Origin of the sequence: Weissella hellenica (assembly GCF_005405545.1) — a bacterium.
Taxonomy (GTDB): Bacteria; Bacillota; Bacilli; order Lactobacillales; family Lactobacillaceae; genus Weissella; species Weissella hellenica.
On record NZ_BJEG01000002.1, the window covers coordinates 105,525 to 125,493 of the forward strand.

Annotated in this window: 18 protein-coding genes, 3 tRNA genes, 2 rRNA genes and 1 other annotated feature; of the genes, 3 read left to right on the plus strand and 20 right to left on the minus strand. The window is 37.1% G+C overall.

Annotated elements, in window-relative coordinates; all coding sequences use genetic code 11:
- Window positions 1–32: 32 nt before the first annotated feature.
- From msrC to gnd, 7 genes are all read right to left on the minus strand, one after another.
- Complete coding sequence (gene msrC, locus FFM61_RS02665; RefSeq protein ID WP_074427044.1) at window positions 33–503, minus strand: free L-methionine (R)-S-oxide reductase MsrC; 471 nt, start codon at window positions 501–503, stop codon at window positions 33–35.
- Between the two features lie 51 nt (window positions 504–554).
- Window positions 555–789: a binding site (T-box leader), on the minus strand.
- A gap of 56 nt (window positions 790–845) precedes the next feature.
- Window positions 846–1,181 carry a thioredoxin family protein gene (locus FFM61_RS02670; protein WP_074427043.1) on the minus strand — a complete coding sequence of 112 codons (336 nt, stop codon included), beginning with the start codon at window positions 1,179–1,181 and terminating at the stop codon, window positions 846–848.
- Window positions 1,182–1,292: 111 nt separating this feature from the next.
- A complete protein-coding gene (locus FFM61_RS02675) occupies window positions 1,293–2,393 on the minus strand; it encodes a PTS sugar transporter subunit IIC (RefSeq protein ID WP_074427042.1) in 1,101 nt (366 codons plus the stop codon).
- A 415-nt stretch (window positions 2,394–2,808) separates the two neighbouring features.
- The gene (locus FFM61_RS02680; RefSeq protein ID WP_074427041.1) at window positions 2,809–3,843 is read right to left on the minus strand and encodes a branched-chain amino acid aminotransferase; all 1,035 of its coding nucleotides are present in this window, start codon (window positions 3,841–3,843) and stop codon (window positions 2,809–2,811) included.
- Window positions 3,844–3,963: 120 nt separating this feature from the next.
- Entirely contained in the window at window positions 3,964–5,223 is a 1,260-nt protein-coding gene (gene tyrS / locus FFM61_RS02685; RefSeq protein WP_074427040.1) for a tyrosine--tRNA ligase, read from the minus strand.
- 603 nt (window positions 5,224–5,826) lie between these two features.
- Window positions 5,827–6,516 carry an FGGY family carbohydrate kinase gene (locus FFM61_RS02690; RefSeq protein WP_074427039.1) on the minus strand — a complete coding sequence of 230 codons (690 nt, stop codon included), beginning with the start codon at window positions 6,514–6,516 and terminating at the stop codon, window positions 5,827–5,829.
- Between the two features lie 127 nt (window positions 6,517–6,643).
- On the minus strand, window positions 6,644–7,552 hold the full coding sequence (gene gnd, locus FFM61_RS02695) for a phosphogluconate dehydrogenase (NAD(+)-dependent, decarboxylating) (protein WP_074427038.1): 909 nt from the start codon (window positions 7,550–7,552) through the stop codon (window positions 6,644–6,646).
- A gap of 154 nt (window positions 7,553–7,706) precedes the next feature.
- On the opposite strand from gnd, the gene FFM61_RS02700 reads away from it, so the two are divergent.
- A complete protein-coding gene (locus FFM61_RS02700) occupies window positions 7,707–8,549 on the plus strand; it encodes a MurR/RpiR family transcriptional regulator (protein ID WP_074427037.1) in 843 nt (280 codons plus the stop codon).
- A gap of 56 nt (window positions 8,550–8,605) precedes the next feature.
- Here FFM61_RS02700 and FFM61_RS02705 read toward each other — a convergent pair whose 3' ends face one another.
- Window positions 8,606–9,262, minus strand: coding sequence for a hypothetical protein (locus tag FFM61_RS02705; protein WP_074427036.1), 657 nt, complete (start codon window positions 9,260–9,262; stop codon window positions 8,606–8,608).
- 16 nt (window positions 9,263–9,278) lie between these two features.
- The gene (locus FFM61_RS02710) at window positions 9,279–9,530 is read right to left on the minus strand and encodes a GlsB/YeaQ/YmgE family stress response membrane protein (RefSeq protein ID WP_042493103.1); all 252 of its coding nucleotides are present in this window, start codon (window positions 9,528–9,530) and stop codon (window positions 9,279–9,281) included.
- Window positions 9,531–9,729: 199 nt separating this feature from the next.
- On the opposite strand from FFM61_RS02710, the gene FFM61_RS02715 reads away from it, so the two are divergent.
- A complete protein-coding gene (locus FFM61_RS02715) occupies window positions 9,730–10,083 on the plus strand; it encodes an iron-sulfur cluster biosynthesis family protein (protein WP_074427035.1) in 354 nt (117 codons plus the stop codon).
- Window positions 10,084–10,121: 38 nt separating this feature from the next.
- On the opposite strand, the gene FFM61_RS02720 is transcribed toward FFM61_RS02715, so the two are convergent.
- Together FFM61_RS02720 and FFM61_RS02725 are read right to left on the minus strand one after the other, a co-directional pair.
- On the minus strand, window positions 10,122–11,078 hold the full coding sequence (locus tag FFM61_RS02720; RefSeq protein WP_074427034.1) for an AEC family transporter: 957 nt from the start codon (window positions 11,076–11,078) through the stop codon (window positions 10,122–10,124).
- Between the two features lie 3 nt (window positions 11,079–11,081).
- Window positions 11,082–12,713, minus strand: coding sequence for a malolactic enzyme (locus tag FFM61_RS02725; protein ID WP_074427033.1), 1,632 nt, complete (start codon window positions 12,711–12,713; stop codon window positions 11,082–11,084).
- A gap of 104 nt (window positions 12,714–12,817) precedes the next feature.
- On the opposite strand from FFM61_RS02725, the gene FFM61_RS02730 reads away from it, so the two are divergent.
- Window positions 12,818–13,567, plus strand: a complete 750-nt coding sequence (locus tag FFM61_RS02730; protein ID WP_083194437.1) for a LysR family transcriptional regulator — start codon at window positions 12,818–12,820, stop codon at window positions 13,565–13,567.
- A 231-nt stretch (window positions 13,568–13,798) separates the two neighbouring features.
- Here the strand turns inward: FFM61_RS02730 and FFM61_RS02735 are convergent, their stop codons facing one another.
- The 9 genes from FFM61_RS02735 to rrf (FFM61_RS02775) all read right to left on the minus strand — a co-directional run bounded on the left by FFM61_RS02735 (window position 13,799) and on the right by rrf (FFM61_RS02775) (window position 19,841).
- Window positions 13,799–14,113, minus strand: a complete 315-nt coding sequence (locus tag FFM61_RS02735; RefSeq protein ID WP_083194436.1) for a hypothetical protein — start codon at window positions 14,111–14,113, stop codon at window positions 13,799–13,801.
- Between the two features lie 67 nt (window positions 14,114–14,180).
- Window positions 14,181–14,253, minus strand: a tRNA-Asn gene (locus FFM61_RS02740).
- 7 nt (window positions 14,254–14,260) lie between these two features.
- Window positions 14,261–14,377: ribosomal RNA gene (rrf, locus tag FFM61_RS02745) — 5S ribosomal RNA — on the minus strand.
- Window positions 14,378–14,590: 213 nt separating this feature from the next.
- Entirely contained in the window at window positions 14,591–15,535 is a 945-nt protein-coding gene (locus FFM61_RS02750) for a Ppx/GppA family phosphatase (RefSeq protein ID WP_074427031.1), read from the minus strand.
- Between the two features lie 24 nt (window positions 15,536–15,559).
- Entirely contained in the window at window positions 15,560–17,707 is a 2,148-nt protein-coding gene (locus tag FFM61_RS02755; protein WP_074427030.1) for an RNA degradosome polyphosphate kinase, read from the minus strand.
- Entirely contained in the window at window positions 17,704–19,245 is a 1,542-nt protein-coding gene (locus FFM61_RS02760) for a Ppx/GppA phosphatase family protein (protein WP_137604598.1), read from the minus strand. Before FFM61_RS02760 ends, FFM61_RS02755 begins: the two co-directional genes overlap by 4 nt.
- A 321-nt stretch (window positions 19,246–19,566) precedes the next feature.
- Window positions 19,567–19,639 (minus strand) — tRNA-Thr (locus FFM61_RS02765).
- 5 nt (window positions 19,640–19,644) lie between these two features.
- Window positions 19,645–19,717 (minus strand) — tRNA-Asn (locus FFM61_RS02770).
- 7 nt (window positions 19,718–19,724) lie between these two features.
- Window positions 19,725–19,841, minus strand: a 5S ribosomal RNA gene (rrf, locus tag FFM61_RS02775).
- Window positions 19,842–19,969: the final 128 nt, after the last annotated feature.

Consider the following 19,969-nt stretch of genomic DNA (forward strand, 5'->3'; position numbering starts at 1 on the left):
GTATTCATTAACACTATTATCGCAAATTTTTATTAAATATAAGCTAACAAAGTTTGGGCAAAGTGTTCCAAATCAGCCTTATCTGGATCTGTAAAACGATTTGTGTGCGGTGAATCAATATCAATCACCCCTAATTTTTCACCATTGGCACGTGTTAACGGGATAACAATTTCGGCGTTTGAAGCTGAGTCGCAAGCAATGTGACCTGGATGTTGGTGAACGTCAGCGACAATAATTGATTCTTGACTCTCATAACCTTGGCCAACCACACCTGATCTTGGTTTGATACGCACAACAGCTGCCTTGCCTAAAAATGGTCCCAAGATTAGTTCATCTTTTGTTTGGTTATACAAATAGAAACCAGCCCAATTAACATCCGCTAAGTTTTCAAATAAAATAGCAGCTGCATTCGATAGATTAGCTAATGGAAATTCTTCTGATTCTTCACCAGAAATCCATGACGTTAATAATTGTGATAATAATGGGGTTACTTGTTCTGTCATTTTATTTTCCTCCAAATATAAAAAAGTCCCTTATAAGAACTATTAGTTCTTATAAGGGACGATGTGTCGTGTTACCACCCAAATTCACTTATCTAGTATTAAATAAGCCTCTGATGTTATTGCATTTATGCATAAACGATAGTTGATAACGGTCCTCACCGTGATAATCGCTTGCACAATTATCATTCTCCGAGTTCATCTTCAAGTCCCTGCCAAACACTTTTTCATCAACCAAGTGCTTTCTAAATTGGCTCGGTAACATTACTCTTCTCATCATAGAATTTCCAAAAATATAATTGAACATATCATACGAAGTCCAAAGATAATTGTCAATCATTTCTTTTAAACGTTTTGTGCAACCCAATCCATAACTTGAACTGGCGACAAACGTTCACCATTACCGATATGATCAACTTGCTTACCGTCTTCAAACAAAACAAATGCTGGAATACCCATCAAGCCTTGTTCTTGAGCAATAGCTAAATTAGCATCACGATCTGCATCAAACCAATTAATGCCAGCTGAAGTAACACTTGCTTTAATATCCTTAACAAATGGCTTAATTGCCTTGCAATCACCACACCAGTCAGCTTGTAAGAACATTACTTGCTTACCGGGCTTAGCGATTTCTTGACGAATAACGTCATCATCATTTAATTCTGGTTGGTAGAATTCCATATCTGCGCCCTCTTTCACTTATTTAATGTAAGTATAATAGTTAACCTTTAATTAGTCAAATTAACCTATTTTGAGTATGCACGATTACTAAATATTTGGCAAGCCATCGTATTAAACCTCTTGCAAACGCAAATCTTGGATTTTTGTTTGGCCAATTACCTTCAAGAAACGGTAGTAGCCCCATGCCAAAACAGCTGGTATAGCCACTCCGAATACAATCAATAATACCAAACCACGCATATCATGTGCTGCCAACCATAGCGGTGCAATCAGTGAATTCAATCCCAGTCCAGCAAGGGCATAAGGAACTTTAAAATCAAATCCAACCACTGCAATAACGGCTGTAATCATAGCGATAACTGCTGGCCCAACAGCCAAAATAGGTCGTTTCAACAAGTTTGCAAATTGTACTTTCGGTGTTACCAAACCTTGTGCAATATTGCCACCAATTGTATTTTGGTTATAAGACATTGCTGTAAATGAAACGAAAGCAACCGTTGTACCAATCAAAGCTGCCCCTGAAGACATTGGATCTAGTTGAACTGCAATCGCAAGTGCTGCAGAAGAAGCTGGTGTCATCAAAAAGACAAACCACGAAAGCGAAACGACCAGAGCACCTAAGACGGGATTAACTTGCATGGTATGACCAAGTGCACCACTTACCCAATTAAGCGCAGGCGTTGTTACAGACGCCAATCCTAGACCGGCAATTGATCCAACCATCGTCACAGCAAATGGTACCAACACCATGTCCAATGGTGTTTTACCGGTCATCCATTTCCCCAACATTGCAGCAATCACACCTGCCAGCACTGCTGATACAGGTTGACCGGCCGTCATAATTTGTGAGCCAGTATCCTGTGCTGCTTGCCAACCAGTTGCCGTCATTGTGTTTGCCACGGCACCTGATGTGAAATAAACGCTATTGGCACCAACTGTTGACGCAATCATCGTGCCCCCAATGACCAAAGTTGATGTACGCATCATCACGGCAATCGCCATCCCCAAAGCGGGCGCCAGCAATTTTTGAGCAATATTACCTACTTGGACCAATGCATCCCAGTGAATCGTCGTTCCCACCGTATTAACCAACAAACCAATTCCCAGAAATACCAAAACCGTATTTGAAACACCTTGTGAAACTAAAAAGACATAATCTTTCGCTGTTAGCTTTTCTTCTTGTGTCTGTGTTTGTGCCTGTGTCTGCTCCATAATTTTACCCCTTCTCCACGTAACCCTGAAGATACAAAAAAACCGCTAGTTAGTCTGTTCCTAACTAGCGGTTCACGAATATAACATTCCAGTGATGAACTAGTCGGCCCTTTTTGTAGGCCGACACAAATTGCTCGACCTTTTAGTTGATAATAATCAAGTCTAAAATTAAGCCGAGTAATAAGCCGTTATTTGCGTTGTTCATTACTGTTTTTGTCATCGTTTTGTTTCTCCGTTTTTTATTTGATGGTTATTATTATGAACCTAAAAATTTGAAAGTCAACACTTTATTCTAATTTATTTTTAATTTTAAATGCTATTATTTAATAATACGAAAAATTTATACCCAAACAAAAAATCATCAACCTTTCCCAATTAAAGAGACTAGATTGATGATCCTTATACTAAATATTAATTAATCTAGTGGTACATCAACAGCCCAACCTTCAGGGCCCTTTTCGTCACCATATTGAATCGCAACTAAACGATCATACAAGGCTTGTGTCTTAGGACCAACCTCAGTTTCAGAATAAAAGACGTGCTTTTTACCATGATGCGTAATCGAACCAACTGGTGAAATAACAGCAGCGGTTCCCATGGCACCGGCTTCAGAAAATTTATCTAAATCATAGATGCTGATGGTTGTTTCTTCTGGTTGCATCCCCATTTCTTCAGCCAATGCTAACAATGAAAACTTTGTGACTGATGGCAAAATAGATGGTGACTTCGGCGTTAAGAAACGATTATCTTTAGTAATACCAAAAAAGTTTGCTGAACCTAATTCTTCAATGTTTTCATGCAATCTTGGGTCCAAATAAACCACATCAGAATAACCAGCTTGATGCGCTTGCTTGCCTGGTAACATTGATGCAGCGTAGTTTCCACCGACTTTGGCTTGACCAGTTCCACCATGGGCTGCACGGTCAAAGTCACTTGTAACATAAGCTGTTGGTGCTAATCCACCTGGGTAGTACGCCCCAACTGGCGTTACAAAAATATTGAAAATGTAATCATTACCGGAATGCACCCCTATATCTGGCGTTGCCGCAATTAGCAATGGGCGAATATACAAAGTTGCCCCTGACTCATAAGGTGGCACAAACTCTTGATTAGCCTTCACAACTTCTTTAATGGCCTCAACAAATAAATCTTCTGGATAACTCGCCATCAATAGCCGTTCTGCTGAACGTGACATACGTGCAGCATTACGATCTGGACGGAAAATATTCACGCCGCCATCTTGGCGACGGTAAGCCTTTAACCCTTCAAAAATTTGTTGCCCATAGTGAAGACCGACAGCAGCTTCGCTCATTCCTAAAGTACTATCTGTGACTAATTTACCAGCTTCCCACTTTCCATTATGGTATTCTGCACGATATCGATATGGTAAATCATGATAAACGAACCCCAAATTTTGCCAATCTAAATCAGATACTTGTGTTTTTGCCATACTATACTTCCCCCAATTGCATAAATTTCTACTCAATTATTAGAATACAATGAGATTATTGTCAAGCTTTTATTTCACAAAAAAGATCTAAACACTTTAAATGTCTAGACCTTCCTTGACTTATTTAATAACGGCAACAGCCCACTTCTTCTTACCACGCTTTACAATGATGTACTTACCATCATACTTATCGGCAGGATTAATAACGGCATCTTCATCCTTAATTTGAACACCGTTAACGCGAACAGCACCATCCTTAACTGAACGACGAGCTGCCGTCTTTGACTTTTCAAAACCAGCCGCTACGACTAAGTCTAATAGACCAATTTCAGTATTATCAACTGCAAACGTTGGCACATTACCAGCTAAAACAGCTACTTGATCAGTTGTCAATGTGGCAACGTCAGCATTTCCAAACAAAACATTCGTCATAACTTCTGCTGTATGCATCGCTTCTTCACCATGTACAAAAGTTGTTACTTCTTGTGCTAAACGGCGTTGTGCATAACGTTCTGAAGCATTTTTAGCCAAATCAGCAACTAAATTAGCAACTTCATCTTGCGTTAAGAACGTAAAGAATTTTAGCATCTTTTCGACATCGGCATCGGCTGTATTCAACCAGAATTGGTAGAATTCAAACGGCGTCGTCTTTTCTGGATCTAACCAGACGGCTCCACCTTCAGTCTTACCAAACTTTGTACCGTCTGACTTTAACAACAAAGGCACTGTCAATCCAAAGGCCGGTGCATCATTTGCGACTAATTTATGAATCAAATCAACACCATTTGTGATGTTACCCCATTGATCAGAACCACCAATTTGTAGCCGGACATGTTCACGTTGGTATAGTTCGTAAAAATCAATAGCTTGTAGAATTTGGTATGTAAATTCAGTAAATGAAATACCAGCTTCTAAACGTGAAGCAACCACATCCTTAGCTAACATGCTGTTAATTGAAAATAGCTTACCATAATCACGCAACATCCCCAACAATGACATTTGACCTAACCATTCATTGTTGTTAACAATTGTAAAACCATTCTCACCAAATAACTTCGCCATTTGGGCACGAATCTTTTCAACGTTGGCGGCAACATCTTCTTGTGATAACAACTTACGTTCTGATTTCTTACCAGAAGGATCACCGATTGAGCCGGTTCCACCACCCACAACAATGACTGGCTTGTGACCAACCAATTGGAATCGCTTTAAAATCATAAAAGGAATCAAGTGACCAATATGCATTGAATCACCAGTTGGATCAATTCCTGCATACAAACCAATTGATTCTTTTTGTGTTAATTCTCGTAAACCATCCTCGTCAGTAACTTGGTTAATTGCATCACGCCAAGCTAGTTCATTTAATATATCTACTGCCATTTACTATGCCTCCAAATTAATCTTTATCGTCTATTTTTATGTTACTCGTTATAACTAAAAAGCGCCCTAACCAAGGACTTTCCTTGATTAGGGCGCAATTAAACGCGGTACCACCTAAATTGCCACAATTGTGACCACTTATCTCTCGTAACGTGAGATTGCCGTTCATGCGTTTTTATGATTGTAATTCGTTAATGAGTTTGATTAGTTTACACCGACCACTAATTCGCTATCTGTCCACTCATTTTCCTACTGGATATCATACATGATAAAACGATTATAGCACATATGATTACATTTTGTATAACAACAAAAAAGAGGCCTCTCTCACTAAATGAGTGCAGGCCTCTTCGTGTATAAGTGGACCACCACGTACCACTTATACTTTTTCACCATATCATGTTAACGGGCACCACCCCATTAACAATCCCCTTTGTTCTAAGAATCCCGTCTTAGAACTCCTTCCGATTCGTTGAGGTTCCTTCACAACCTCAACAAAACCATTATCGGACAGCAGGGAATTGCACCCTCCGAAAAGGCGGTCCTAGGACATCACCCCTTGACCAACTGCATCCCCGATAACAGTATTTATTATATCATATTTTAATTCACGTGAAATATCGTATCCGCACTAATCCCTAAGTAAGCGCTCTTTTCTGGCACTACCGTAAAACTATGTGTGTGCAGATCTACTACTTGCGGTAATACTGGTTCTTTAAGTCCACTTAATGCGAGTGCTTGGGTATCCCATGCTTGGGTTGTTAAATTATAAAAACCCGTTCGTCCTGCAGCAGCCGGTGATGTAACATACACATCAAATAACTGATACATGATATAACTTTGAACATTCATATATTGCATTGCCTCATTAAATATGCCTGGATGTTCGTTTTTCAACCAAAGAATTTGCATTAGCGGCGTAACTTCTTGGAACATTAATCCTGTTTTTCGTTCTAATTGACCAATCACCCCATTCATCACAAGGGCATCAATATACTTTTGCGTTTCATGCCCATACGTTATCGGGATTAATGATTTTTTCTGTTCATTAAAAGGAATTAAGCTGTCTATTGTCATTTCCGTGAATGTAATTGTTTCAATACAATCACCAGCGTTTAAAGCCGCTTGCACTTGCTTTATCGCATTAATCACTGTCGTCAAAATTTGTTCTGCAATCACATTTTTAGTTGTTGATGAATATGCAAAGGTTTGTTGTGACGATACTTCATTTTCGTCAATCAGTGTCGTTTTGATTGCCAACAGCGTGACATCGATAAGTAATGTATATTTCATAATAACTCCTCTAACTGCATCCTTTTATTATTATACGACAGATGCACACAAAAAGCTGGGGCAGCATAATTCTACCCCAGCTTAACTTTCACAATCAAAATATTTTATGGGTATTACCAAGCAATAATTACTTAACAGCATCCATAGCATGTCCACCAAATCCGTTACGCAAAGCTGAAACAACCTTACCAGTAAACGTATCTTCTTGTAGTGAACGGTAACGCATCATCAATGACAATGCGATAACAGGTGCTGGAACTTGTAAGTCTAATGACTCTTCAATAGTCCACTTACCTTCACCAGATGAGTGCATAACACCAGAAATCTTGTCTAGCTTAGGATCCTTTGAGAATTGATCTTCAGCCAATTCCATCAACCATGAACGGATAACTGAACCGTGGTTCCATAGCTTAGCAACGGCTTCGTAATCGTAATCGTATTGTGAAGCTTCCAAAACTTCGAAACCTTCAGCGATTGATTGCATCATACCATATTCAATACCATTGTGAACCATCTTCAAGTAGTGACCTGAACCTAGCTTACCAGTGTATAGGTAACCATCTTCTTCAGCAATTGATACGAACAAAGGTTCGATAACCTTCCATGCTTCAGCATCATCTCCACCAATCATGAAGTTCCCACCGTTACGAGCACCTGACATACCACCAGAAGTACCAGCATCAAATAACTTAATTCCGGCTGCAGTGGTGCGCTTGTTTTGCTCCAAGTTATCCTTGTAATTTGAGTTTCCACCGTCGATAATGATATCGCCGGCTTCCATCTTCTCAATCAAAGTATCAATGGTTGAGTTAGTTGGCTTTCCAGCTGGAACCATTACCCAAACAACCTTTGGTGATGGCAATGCTGCCAACATGTCGTCTAAGTCAGTAACACCAGTAACAGCTTCTGAGTATGAGTCAGCTTCTTTAACAGAATCTGCGCTCAAGTCATAAGCAACTACTTCGTGACCATTGTCAACGGCATTCTTTACCAAGTTCAAGCCCATCTTACCAAGACCGATCATTGCGAACTTCATGTTTAATACCCCTTTTTTTCTATGTGTGTTTTTGCTACACCATTATTATAATGCAAAACTTTTTCACAATGCAAGTATTTTGTTGTAAAATGTTTTCATGGGTTGTTTTAATTTTTATCATCTGTATATTAATTGAAATTATTAAGGAGAAAATATGGCACAATCAGGTTTCGCTCGAATCAGATCTTTGTTTGAACACCTCACTGGTTCTGATCGTAAAATAGCAACATTCATTTTAGATAGCCCTAACGAAATTCGTTCATTAACGATTCAAGAGTTAGCGACCGCTATCGGAGTATCAACAGCAACTATTTCACGTTTCGTTAAACGTGTTGGCTTTAACTCATTTCGTGAGTTTTCCCTAAGCTTAGTAAACTCACCTATTACGCAAACCAGTTTCTTTGGGGAAATTGATGCAACTGATGACCAAAATAGTATCATTCAAAAAGTTTTTAGTGGTGCACAAAACGCACTTGATGCAACAGTTAATTTAATTAAACCAGAATCATGGTCCACCGCAACGAATTGGTTACTTAATGCCCAAACCATCGGTATTTTTGGTGTTGGGGGTTCATCAATCGTTGCCTTAGATGCTTATCATAAGCTTTTACGCACCCCTTTACACATTGAGCAGCACCCCGACTATGATGTGCAATTGATGCAAACGGTACACATGACAAGTCAGGATGTCGCTATCGTCATTTCACATTCTGGTCGTAACCACAATACTTTAAATATTGCCCGACGTCTAAAAGACAATCACGTTAAAATTATTGCAATCACAGCTTACCCCAAGTCTGAATTGGCTAAACTTGCCTCAGTTACCCTTGCAAGTGTCGCTGAAGAAGTTAATATTCGTAGTGAATCTATGTCTTCGCTAGTAGCCCAAATTGCCATCATTGATAGTTTATTCACCTTAATTGGCGTGCAATTAGGTGACAAAACACAGTCTGTAGTTGAAAAGACGCGTCGAACAATTGAAGCTAGTCGTGAATAAAATAAAAAATCCTGCCAATATTAGACATCATCAATCTAATAACTAGCAGGATTTTTTTACACTTGTTCAGGCTGTAAACTATTTAGCTTAACTAACCATTTTTGTGTTTTGATATCATTTGTATTAATCACAAATGGGATTGTTGAATAAACAACAGCAACATTTTGCCAAACTATTTCATCAGCTACTACAAATGATTTCACTAATTGCGAAATATCTGTTGCTTTAATGGTTGCTAACTGACTTTCAGTCTTAAAACGTGCCAAATACCAATTAATAGCCAATTGTTGACTGACCAAAGCCCTTATATCAAACACTTGTTGCACTAATTTTATTGGCGTTGCTATTGGTACAGCAGGTATTTCTTTAATCAAAAAATGGCTTAATTTATCCCACTGTTTCACAATAATCGCATAAAATTGCCAAGGCACCTGATTAGCAGTACGTGTCAAAGTCTGTTGGGTAATTTCTTTAATATCCCAAACAGCCACATCTGTGGATGCTGCTTGTAGCAACCATGTTGATAAAAAACGTTGCATTGTTTCATCAACCAATGCTGACGTGCCACGCTGCGTTAAAACATAGCGTCCTTGCACAAATTCACCAACATCTTGTCTGGTAACTTTATTTGCAATCGATTTTGTCAGGCGTTGACGTATCGAACGTCCTTGTTTATTAGACTGAACGCCAGCATAACGACCTTGTTTAACCACAACCCCACTCCTCTAATTATTTCTTTGCACGACCTAATAGCCAAGAAACAATGATTACAATGATAACTGCACCAATAATTGATGGAATAATTGCCATATCAGCAACATGAGGACCCCAAGAACCAAGCACTTTTTCACCTAACCATGATCCAATTAGTCCAGCTACAATGTTAGCAATCCAACCCATTGAGCCACCATTTTTAGTAACAGCACCAGCAATAGCACCAATCACAGCACCAATAATTAATACCCAAATCAAATGAAACATAATAAATCTCCTTCTCTATATAAACCTATGATAAACATACACAATTTCATCATACACAACACTACGATAATTATACACAATTTTCTTATATATATAAAATATTATGATTCTTTCTTTAATTAAAATGCATTTACTAATGCATCAATTAACTTTTAAATATTTAACGTTACTGTTACAATATCCTTAAAAGGGGATTATCATGTACTTAACATTTACAGACGCTGCTAAAGAGCGCATTTCAAAACTTATCACACCAAACACAACTATTGCTTTAGATTTAGATGATGGTGTCGGTCCATTTTCTGATGCCGCAACATGCACATTTGATGTTGCTTTTAATCTTGTACTTTGCCAAACTGCTGATTTATCAGCTGACTTTAATGAAACAATTGATAGTGACTTCGGCCCTGTCTATATAAAAGATTACACAACAAGCCAATTAGAACCTAAGCTAAAGTTAGATGTTGATCGTTACCTACGTTATAATTTGTCTAGCGATGCTGGCATTTTAGATCCTAGTGTGACTTTACGTAATTTGCAAACAACAGCATAGTCATAACATCATAAATTAAAAATATTCATTTTTAATCCTTAAATTAAGTTAGCAATTGCCAAGTAAACAGGGACTAAAATAATAAACAGCAAAGTTGAAATTGTAATAACGTTACTTGCAAACTTTGTATCACCCTTGGCTTGACCAACAAGCAGTGCCATTGCTGTCAAAGCAGGCATCCCTGACATTAGGAAAATAACTTTTACACCTAAACCAGATAATGCAAACGGCGTTTGTTGAATAAACTTTAACATCATAAACATAACTGCTGGACCAATAATAAAGCGTGCAATTAAGGCAATAATAGTGTCACGTTCTATCTTTAGTGAGCTTAAACCAGCATCTGCAATAACGATACCCAAGTATAGCAAAGCAAGTGGCGTTACTAATCCACCAACCATGTTCAAACTTGAACCTGCAATTTCTGGTAATGGTAAACCGATCAATAACCAGATAATACCAATCGCAAAACCAAGCACTGGAGCTGGCACCAATTTCTTCCAGTTAAATGATGATTTTTCATTTTTCTCAGTCGTATCATTTTGAATAAAGAAAATACCAATTGCCCAAGTTGAAATTGTATTAACTAAGTAATAAATCAAGTAAAATGGCATTGCTTTAGTACCAAAAATAGCTAGTGCTAATGGTAAACCGATAAAGATAACATTATCGTTGGTAAAAGTATTTGTCATAATCCCGCGACGACCCACACGAATGTGAAATACTTTATTAGCAATAAAACTTAAGATATAGAGAACAAAGAAAGCGACTGCGACGAACAACACGCTCATATCAAATGAGCCAAGTAAATTACGTGTCAAATTTTCTTGAATACCCATAAAAACAGAAATGGGTAAAGCAACATTAACAATCAAAAATTCCAAATCTTTTTTAAAAGTATCATGGAAATGATCCTTTTTACGTAAATAAATACCGATTAACACAACAAAAATAATTTTAACGATGCTGTTTAATGAAGTTACTATTGCATCCATGATTTAGTCCTCTCCATAAACTGGGTGCCATTGATGATTTTCTACCAATGTCTTAGCATCCCCTTGTTGTTGTGCAACACCGTCATCAATAGCGGCTTGCGCAACAGCCGTTGCCACTGCCGTTGAAATTTCAGATAACTTTTCAAATGATGGTAAAATGGCACTACCAACCTTGCTAGTATCGACCAATTCACCCAAAGCCGTTGCTGAAGCCGACAACATATTTTCAGTCAATAGGTTTGCCTTACTTGCAATCACGCCTAACCCAATACCAGGATAAACAACAGCATTATTAGCTTGTCCAATGTGGTAAGTAACACCGTCATAATGAACAGGTTCAAATGGCATACCAGTTGCTACAAGCGCACGACCTTCCGACCAATTAATAACATCTTCTGGAATTGCTTCGTGTAGCTTCGTTGGGTTTGATAGTGGTAAGATAATGGGCCGTTCTGCATGAGCAGCCATCTCACGAACAACTTCTTCAGTAAAGTGGCCTGCTTGACCAGATGTACCAACTAAGATTGTTGGGTTTACAGCCTTAACAGTTGCTTCTAACGTTGTTAAATCAGCAGCTTCAGCAAATTCAGCACGTGAACGGGCAAACGGACGTTGTTCTGGTGTTAAATTCTCATCATCATCAAACAGCAAACCTTGACGATCAACTAAGTAAAAGTGCTTACGTGCCTCTTCTGCTATCAAACCAGCATTAATAAATTCTTGCAACACCCGGTTAGCAATACCAACACCAGCTGAACCTGCACCATATGTTATATAAGTTTGATCAACTAAGTTCTCACCAGTAATCTTTAATGCACTCAATACTGCTGCTGTCACCACAATTCCAGTTCCTTGAATATCATCGTTAAACGTAGCCAAACGATCTTGATAACGTGTTAACAATTTCGTTGCCGTTGAACGACCAAAATCTTCAAAATGCAAATAAAAATTGGGGAATATTTGATCAGCTTCAGCAACTAATTGATCGATAAAGCTAAAGTATTCATCACCACGAACACGTTCATGGCGGTTACCTAGATAACTATCATTTTCTAAAAGCGACTCACGATTTGTCCCCGCATCTAAGACAACTGGCAAAACATGTCGTGGATCAATCCCTGCAGCGGCTGTATAAACCATCAACTTACCAACAATAATGTCAGCTCCTTGTACACCCCAATCACCAATACCTAAAATACCTTCACCATCTGTGATAACTATCATATCGATATCACGACCATTAGCAGCATTTTTCAAACTATCAGCAACATTTTCTGGATGATGAATATCCAAAAAAGAAACTTCTTGTGGGTTAACAAATAACTCTGAATAATGTTCAATTGTTTCACCAACAGTTGGAGAATATACAATTGGCATCATTTCAGTCAAATGTGCGCCTAATATTGCATAAAATAAAGTACGATTTTCATTAAAAATTTGGCTCAAAAATAACCGCTTTTCTACATCGTTTACCTTAGCATTGTATTGTTCATACGCTTGTTTAATTTGTTCATTTAATGTTTGAACTTTAGTTGGCAATAGACCAATTAATCCCAGTTCTTGACGCTCCCTTGTTGTAAATGCTGTCCCTTTATTACTAAAAGGATCTTGCAAAAGTTGCATACCATTTTTCATCTCAAATTACCTCCTATTAAGTACAATAGCGTATAATAGACTATTAAAACCGGTATAGTCAAAAGCAACCGTTTACATAAAAAATATTTATATGAGGGAAATGCATGCATTTAAAAGATTTGGCCTATTTTGAGAGTTTAGCGGTCCATAAAAACTACACTTTAGTTGCCGAAAAATTTCACGTCACACAGCCAACCATTACTTACGCCATAAAGCGGTTAGAACAAGAAGTTGGTGCATCGCTATTTACACGAAATCAAGCACATAAAGAGGTTAATCTGACAGAAGCAGGGAGCATTTTACTACAAAGTGCCCGTCATATCCAAGTTGAATGGACAACTGCCACAAAAGAAATCCAGCACCTAAAACGTCATAAGATTCATTTAGGATTGCCTCCTATTATTGAGACATATTTATTCTCACAAGTCGCAAAAAAGCTACTAAAAGCTGATGTTTTACAATTAATTGATACTGAAGAGGTCGGTAGTTCCAAATTACTAACCCTCTTAAGACAGGGAAATATTGACATTGCACTAATCGGCGCTACTGAAAATTTCGATTTAACTGATTTAGAAATCGTTGAATTAGCTAGTTTCCCTTTTGTGATTGTTACTAAAGACAACGATCCACGAGAATTTGCTTCTTTTTCTGATTTTGCTGATGATGTTTTCATTTCTTTAGATGAACAATTTGTCCATCCCAAAGCTTTCAAAGTGCTCTCAAATCAATCAGGTATCCAGCCTCATATTATTTATCAAACTAATAATGTTACAGCTATGAAAAACTTAGTCCGCGAAGGGATTGGATTAGCATTTTTAACGTCACTAGCCCTACAAAAAAAGAAATTGGTTTAAAAAGAATTAATCTAATTGATCAACCGCAGCCTACTTTTCATGTCTATATGGCATTTAGAAAACAGCACTACATGACGCAGGATCAAATTAAAGTCCGTGACATTATTAAAAGCGCCTTTCAATAGCAGTAATCAAAAAACGCAAAATACACATACTTTTTATAGACCAAAAAGGGCATCAATCCACTAAGCTTGTCGATTGATGCCCTTAAACGTGTCACAAAAACACTTTTTATTTTCTTAACTGTTGCTCTAATTGTTGAATTTTACTAATTAGCGCATCTTCAATAATCCGATGATGTACAATATCTTGATCCGGCATTGTCTGTCGTTGCTTGACCGGTACTACCGTTTGCCTTTGTCCTTGATTCTGACGTAATACCTCATTTTCATCGCGCAATTTTTCAATTTCTTGCGCCATTAATTGCATTGTTTCTTGTAATTCAGTTGCCTGTACTTCATAAATTTCAGCACCTGTTTGCCATTTTTCTGCTTCTTTTTTGGCCTTATTTAGTGCTACAGTCAATTGCTCAATTTGTTCTGCCATCAAATTCACCTAACCCCCTACTTTTTAGTACAAAAAAAGCCATTCACAATAGAATGGCTACCAATTACTCCGAATGTCGGGCTCGAACCGACGACAGCACGATTAACAGTCGTGTGCTCTACCAACTGAGCTAATTCGGAATGATATGCATCGCAACGTCCTATCCTCGCAGGAGGCGATCCTCCAACTACTTTTGGCACTACTGAGCTTAACTGCTGTGTTCGGTATGGGAACAGGTGTGACCTCAGTGTCATCGTCACGACACGTTATATCTATGTAAGTATATCACCTACGGTTAACTATAATATCTCTAAATAAAGCCCTTGTCAATACCTTTTAATATAATAAGTCACAAATATACGTTTCATTCACACTGTTAATAACCAACATAATACGTAGATTAACCACAAATTCCCCTATTAAAAAAGCTTGTAAACCTAACCAAGATGTCAGATTCACAAACCTTCAGCATATATTTTATTCGCCTTCTACATTAGCTCGCAGCATATCATGCAAATGTTCATATAAAATACCTACACGTAACCCACTAGTAGAAAATGTGATTTTTTCAGAACCTAAAGTATTCATTAACAATACAATCGGAATTAACCCACCAACGATGATATCAGCACGATCTTTACTAATACCAGGGACTTCCTTACGACCTTCATAATCTAAACCAATAATATCCTCAAACGTCTTATTAGCCTGTGTCCCTTTAATTTTATACCCATGAATATCTTCCATATTAAATAGTTGATCACGACGTCGATTAATTTTAGCAAGTGTACGGTTGCTACCACCTAATCCAATAATTGGTAAATTCATACCATTTTTTAACCACCAAATATTTTGATAAATATCATTCATACCAATAACTGCCTTAAATAACTCGGAAGCTGCAATATGATTGCTTAAATCAAATTCAGAAGAAATTGTCACTGAACCAATCGGTATACTAATTAAATTAGTGATTTTCCCATTTTGAACAAGTACAATTTCAATACTTGCACCACCAGTATCAATCAATACCGCATTTGTTACTGGCAATGTCTCAGTAACCCCGATATAGTCATAATAAGCTTCTTGTATCCCTGAAATAACTTCTAAATCAATGTTAAATTCTGTTTTCACCTTTTTTAAAAATGATTTTTGATTCGATGCTTGTCGCACGGCAGCTGTTGCAACTGCTTTAATGGAAACATTATCTAATTTTTCATAAACATCTTTAAATGACTGTAAAGCCTCAAAAGTCCGTTTAATCGCTTCAGGTTGGAGAATTTTATCAGGTCCCATATTTTCAGAAAGCCGCACAAATTCTTTCATCTGTGTCACTGTTTCATAAGTTCCATCATCATTAATCTTGGTAACCGTCATTCTGACTGAATTTGATCCTAAATCAATCACGACAAAATTTTCCATAATATTTTTCTCTACTTTCTTTATTTAGTCACTAAAAGGTTCATGTTGATTTTCCGGACTCATCATTGGCTGAAATTGATTTGGATTATTTTGCTGCTTTTTTTCTTTACTAGCAATGGTTAATTGTGTTGCTTGTGTTGCAAAAAAATCTTGGGCATCTAGTGACGCACGACCTCGCCGATCGACGCGCTGATATATACCATCTTCACTTAAAACCCTTGTTTTAACATTATCGTCCCACATAATTTGATAGATATCTAATACGCGTTTTAATAAAGTCGGTTTTTCAATGGGAAACATTTGTTCAACGCGACGATTTAAGTTTCTTGTCATTAAATCGGCTGATGCCAGATAAACTTGCTGTTCACCATCAAAATCAAAAATATATAAACGACTATGTTCTAAGAAACGACCAACAATTGAATGAACTGTGATATTATCACTAATTTCTTCAATGCCTGGCTTTAAACAGCAAATACCACGAATAATCAAATCAATCGTCACCCCTGCATGTGAGGCTTCATACATTTTAGCAATCATCTCTTGATCAGATAAAGAATTCATCTTCATGCGTACTCGAACAGGACGATTTTCTTTTGCATAACTAATCGCTTGATCTAATCGGTTAATTATAAATTCTCGAATACCATTGGGCGAAATGTGTAATTTATGGAAGTAAGGTGGTTTAGAATAACCAGATAGCATATTAAATATATTCGTTACATCAATACCAATATTGTTATTTGCTGTTAATAACCCGATATCGGTATAAAAATGAGCCGTACTATCGTTGTAATTACCTGTTCCTAAATGAATATAGCGACGGATACCACTCTCTTCGCGTCTTACCACTAATGATAACTTCGAATGAGTCTTAAGCCCCACTAGCCCATAAATAACATGACACCCCATCTGTTCAAGCTCACGTGCCCAATGAACATTATTCTCCTCATCAAAGCGTGCTTTCACTTCAACTAACACTGTAACTTGCTTACCATTTTGGGCAGCTATTCCTAAGTATTTAATGATTGGGGAGTGTCCTGATACTCGATATAAGGTCATTTTAATTGCCAACACACCCTCATCAATAGAAGCTTGGCGAATAAATTCGACAACTGAATCAAACTTATCATACGGATGATGCATTAATTGGTCATGTTCCTTAATCGTATCAAAAATATTATGATCTGCTGTTAGTGCTTCATTTTGATAAGGCTGAAATGGTTCGTATTTTAATTCATCATGTCCAATTACCCGGCTGGCTAATTGCCCCAAGAAATTTAAATCAATAGGCCCATTAACTTCATAAACAGAATCTTCTTCTGTTTTGAGTTCACGGACTAACCGTTTACGTAATTTTTTACTAATAGTTGACGATACTTCCAGGCGAATAACTTTACCATGCGCACGTAATTTTAATTGCTGTTGCACTTCTTTTAATAAATCTGACGTATCTTCTTCCGCAACATCTAGATCCATATCACGAATCACCCTAAAAATTGCAACCTCTTGAATTTCATAATTAATAAATAATTGTGACATAGATCGTTCAATAATATCTTCTAGCAATATAAAGTCATTTTCACCACCAGGTAGTTTAATAACACGTGCGAAAATTTTAGGGACCTGCAATGTGGCATATAATGACTTGTCTGAGGATTTTTTAGTCAATCGTAGGGAAAAGTTAATCGTATCATTACTGATAAATGGAAACGGGCGTGAAATATCGTCAGCCATCGGTGTTAGCACGGGATATAATTCATCATGAAAATAATCTTTAATAAATTGAAACTGTTCATGTGTTAGGTCTGGCACTTGTAATAAATTAATCCCTACTTGTTTAATGGCTGGTAATAAAATGCGATTAAGCGTGATATATTGCTTGGTCAATTGTTCATGCGCTTTATCGTTTACTGCCTTTAATTGTTGTGTTGGTGTTAAACCTGATGCATCATGCCCATCCCACTCAACAGCAATCAATTTGGCTAACGATGCCACTCGTACCATAACAAATTCATCCATATTATTTTGTGTAATACCTAAAAATTTTAACCGTTCCAATAAAGGATTATTTTTCTGGCGTGCCTCTTCAAGTACTCGATCATTAAAATCTAACCAACTTAATTCACGATTGGTATAAAGACTTGGATCTGTATAATCTATTTTTGTCATAGCTTAACCCCCTTTTGCTTAAGTATTGGTTTTAATCCATATGTCTCTTGAAAAAACTGGCTTTTTGAATTAAAAATCCAATTTTCATAAGCTAAACTATCATTACTATAAGCTGAAATAATAACATGATGCTTCTGAATTGACACCGAAATCTTTTTTATTTTTTGTTTTCGATCATCATCTAATGCATCTGCTAATCGTAAAATAGCGGCCAATTTTGAAATTAAGCGCCGATTTTCAGCTGAAATTTGATTAAAATGACTTAAATCAGCTCCTGGTGTTGTCACACTATGGTATTTAGCAATTGCGGCCACAATTTCTTTTTCTTCTTGTGATAGCCCAATAATATCAGAATGGCGAATTATATATTCAGAATGAATATAATGCGAATGGACACTAATGTAATTACCAACATCATGCAAAATCGATGCTACTTCTAATAAGACAGATTCCCGTTTTCCCAACATGTGTAATGGTTTTAATTGATTAAATAAATGCAGCGCAAATTTTGTCACAATGTCTCGGTGGACTGGCTCGACATTGTAATGATTAGCAATATTTGTCGCCATTTTAATCGTCTGATTACTAAAATCATGTTTAGAAAAGCCTAACGCCACTTCTTCATTATTAACAATCCCATCAATAACGCTAGAATCCGAAAAACGTAAGGTCTTTGCATTGGTTAATTGCACAATGCGGTCGATTAATAGTAATTCTGGTAACACTAATGGTGTAACAGACTCATTAATCATGAGTTGATGCATCAGATATTGATCTGATGCATCAACAAGCATATCTAATAAATCTCGAAAAGTATCAATTGCTAATAAACCATCATTACTATTTTTTGTATATTCAGCAACTATTTTTTTTAAAGACGACGTACCTAATAACATAACCTGCGTCTCTTGATTATCTGGCAATAACGTTATTTGACCTTCACGATTAAAATCTTTTAGCTTGCTATCAATATAGTCGCTCAATACGCCAATAGAATTCGGGGCTGAACGTCTTAAACTATCTAGATCTTCTGCAATTTTAACCGGTCCTAACGAAAAATTAGTCGATGTTATAAAGTTTCCATTATCAAACCGTGTAATTGACGTATTACCAGATGTAATACCAATAAGGTACACAGTACCAGATGCAGTGGTTTGCTTTTTTGCAAATTCTAATGAAATATTTTGATTACGATAATAAGCCTCATCACTGATTGATAACCAGTTAATTTCAAGGCCCGTATGTAAATAAAATTGATCTGCAATAAAGTCAGCATTGATAGCCTGTGATAATCCTTGACTACCCCATAATTGATAATTTTCGACTTCATAATCACGTAAAATTTGAATAAATCCCGTTAATGCTTCAACTATTTTGTTTACTACCTTAAATTGCACCGGACGATTACGATAAATATCATCACTCAAATTAATATCTTTGTTTACTTTTTCTAGCGATTTATGCGTTTTTAAGTTAACAATCACTAATTCCACCCCTGTAATGTTAACAGTCATCACCCCAAAGTATTTTTGAGCCATATAAAAATCTCCCCAATTTACCATTTTTCTTTCTTTTTTTTCATTTTCATAGTTAGTATACCTTATTTTTCCTACTTAAATCTATCAGAATTTATTTACTGCCCTTATTAGTTATGAAATCAAAACGAATAATAAAAGTCCGCTATTACTAACTATCTCACTAAAAAATATATTAAAAAGCGTCAACTGACAGATATTTGTGTCAGTTGACGCTTTTCTATTATGAATCATTGTATGTAATATCTATTAGCAAATAATGCTACAAAACAAAAAAATACTCTTACAAACGCCTTGATACCAAGGGTTGTAAGAGTCATCGCATGCCGACTGGGGGATTCGAACCCTCGACCTACGGTTTACGATACCGTTGCTCTACCAACTGAGCTAAGTCGGCAATTACTCCGAATGTCGGGCTCGAACCGACGACAGCACGATTAACAGTCGTGTGCTCTACCAACTGAGCTAATTCGGAATGATATGCATCGCGACGTCCTATCCTCGCAGGAGGCGATCCTCCAACTACTTTTGGCGCTACTGAGCTTAACTACTGTGTTCGGTATGGGAACAGGTGTGACCTCAGTGCCATCATCACGACACGTATTTATCTGAGTGAACTTAGTTCCCTCAAAACTGAATCATAATTGTTATTTTTGCCTTACACCACTTGCTACTTGGTTAAGTCCTCGAACCATTAGTACTAGTCCGCTCCATACGTCACCGTACT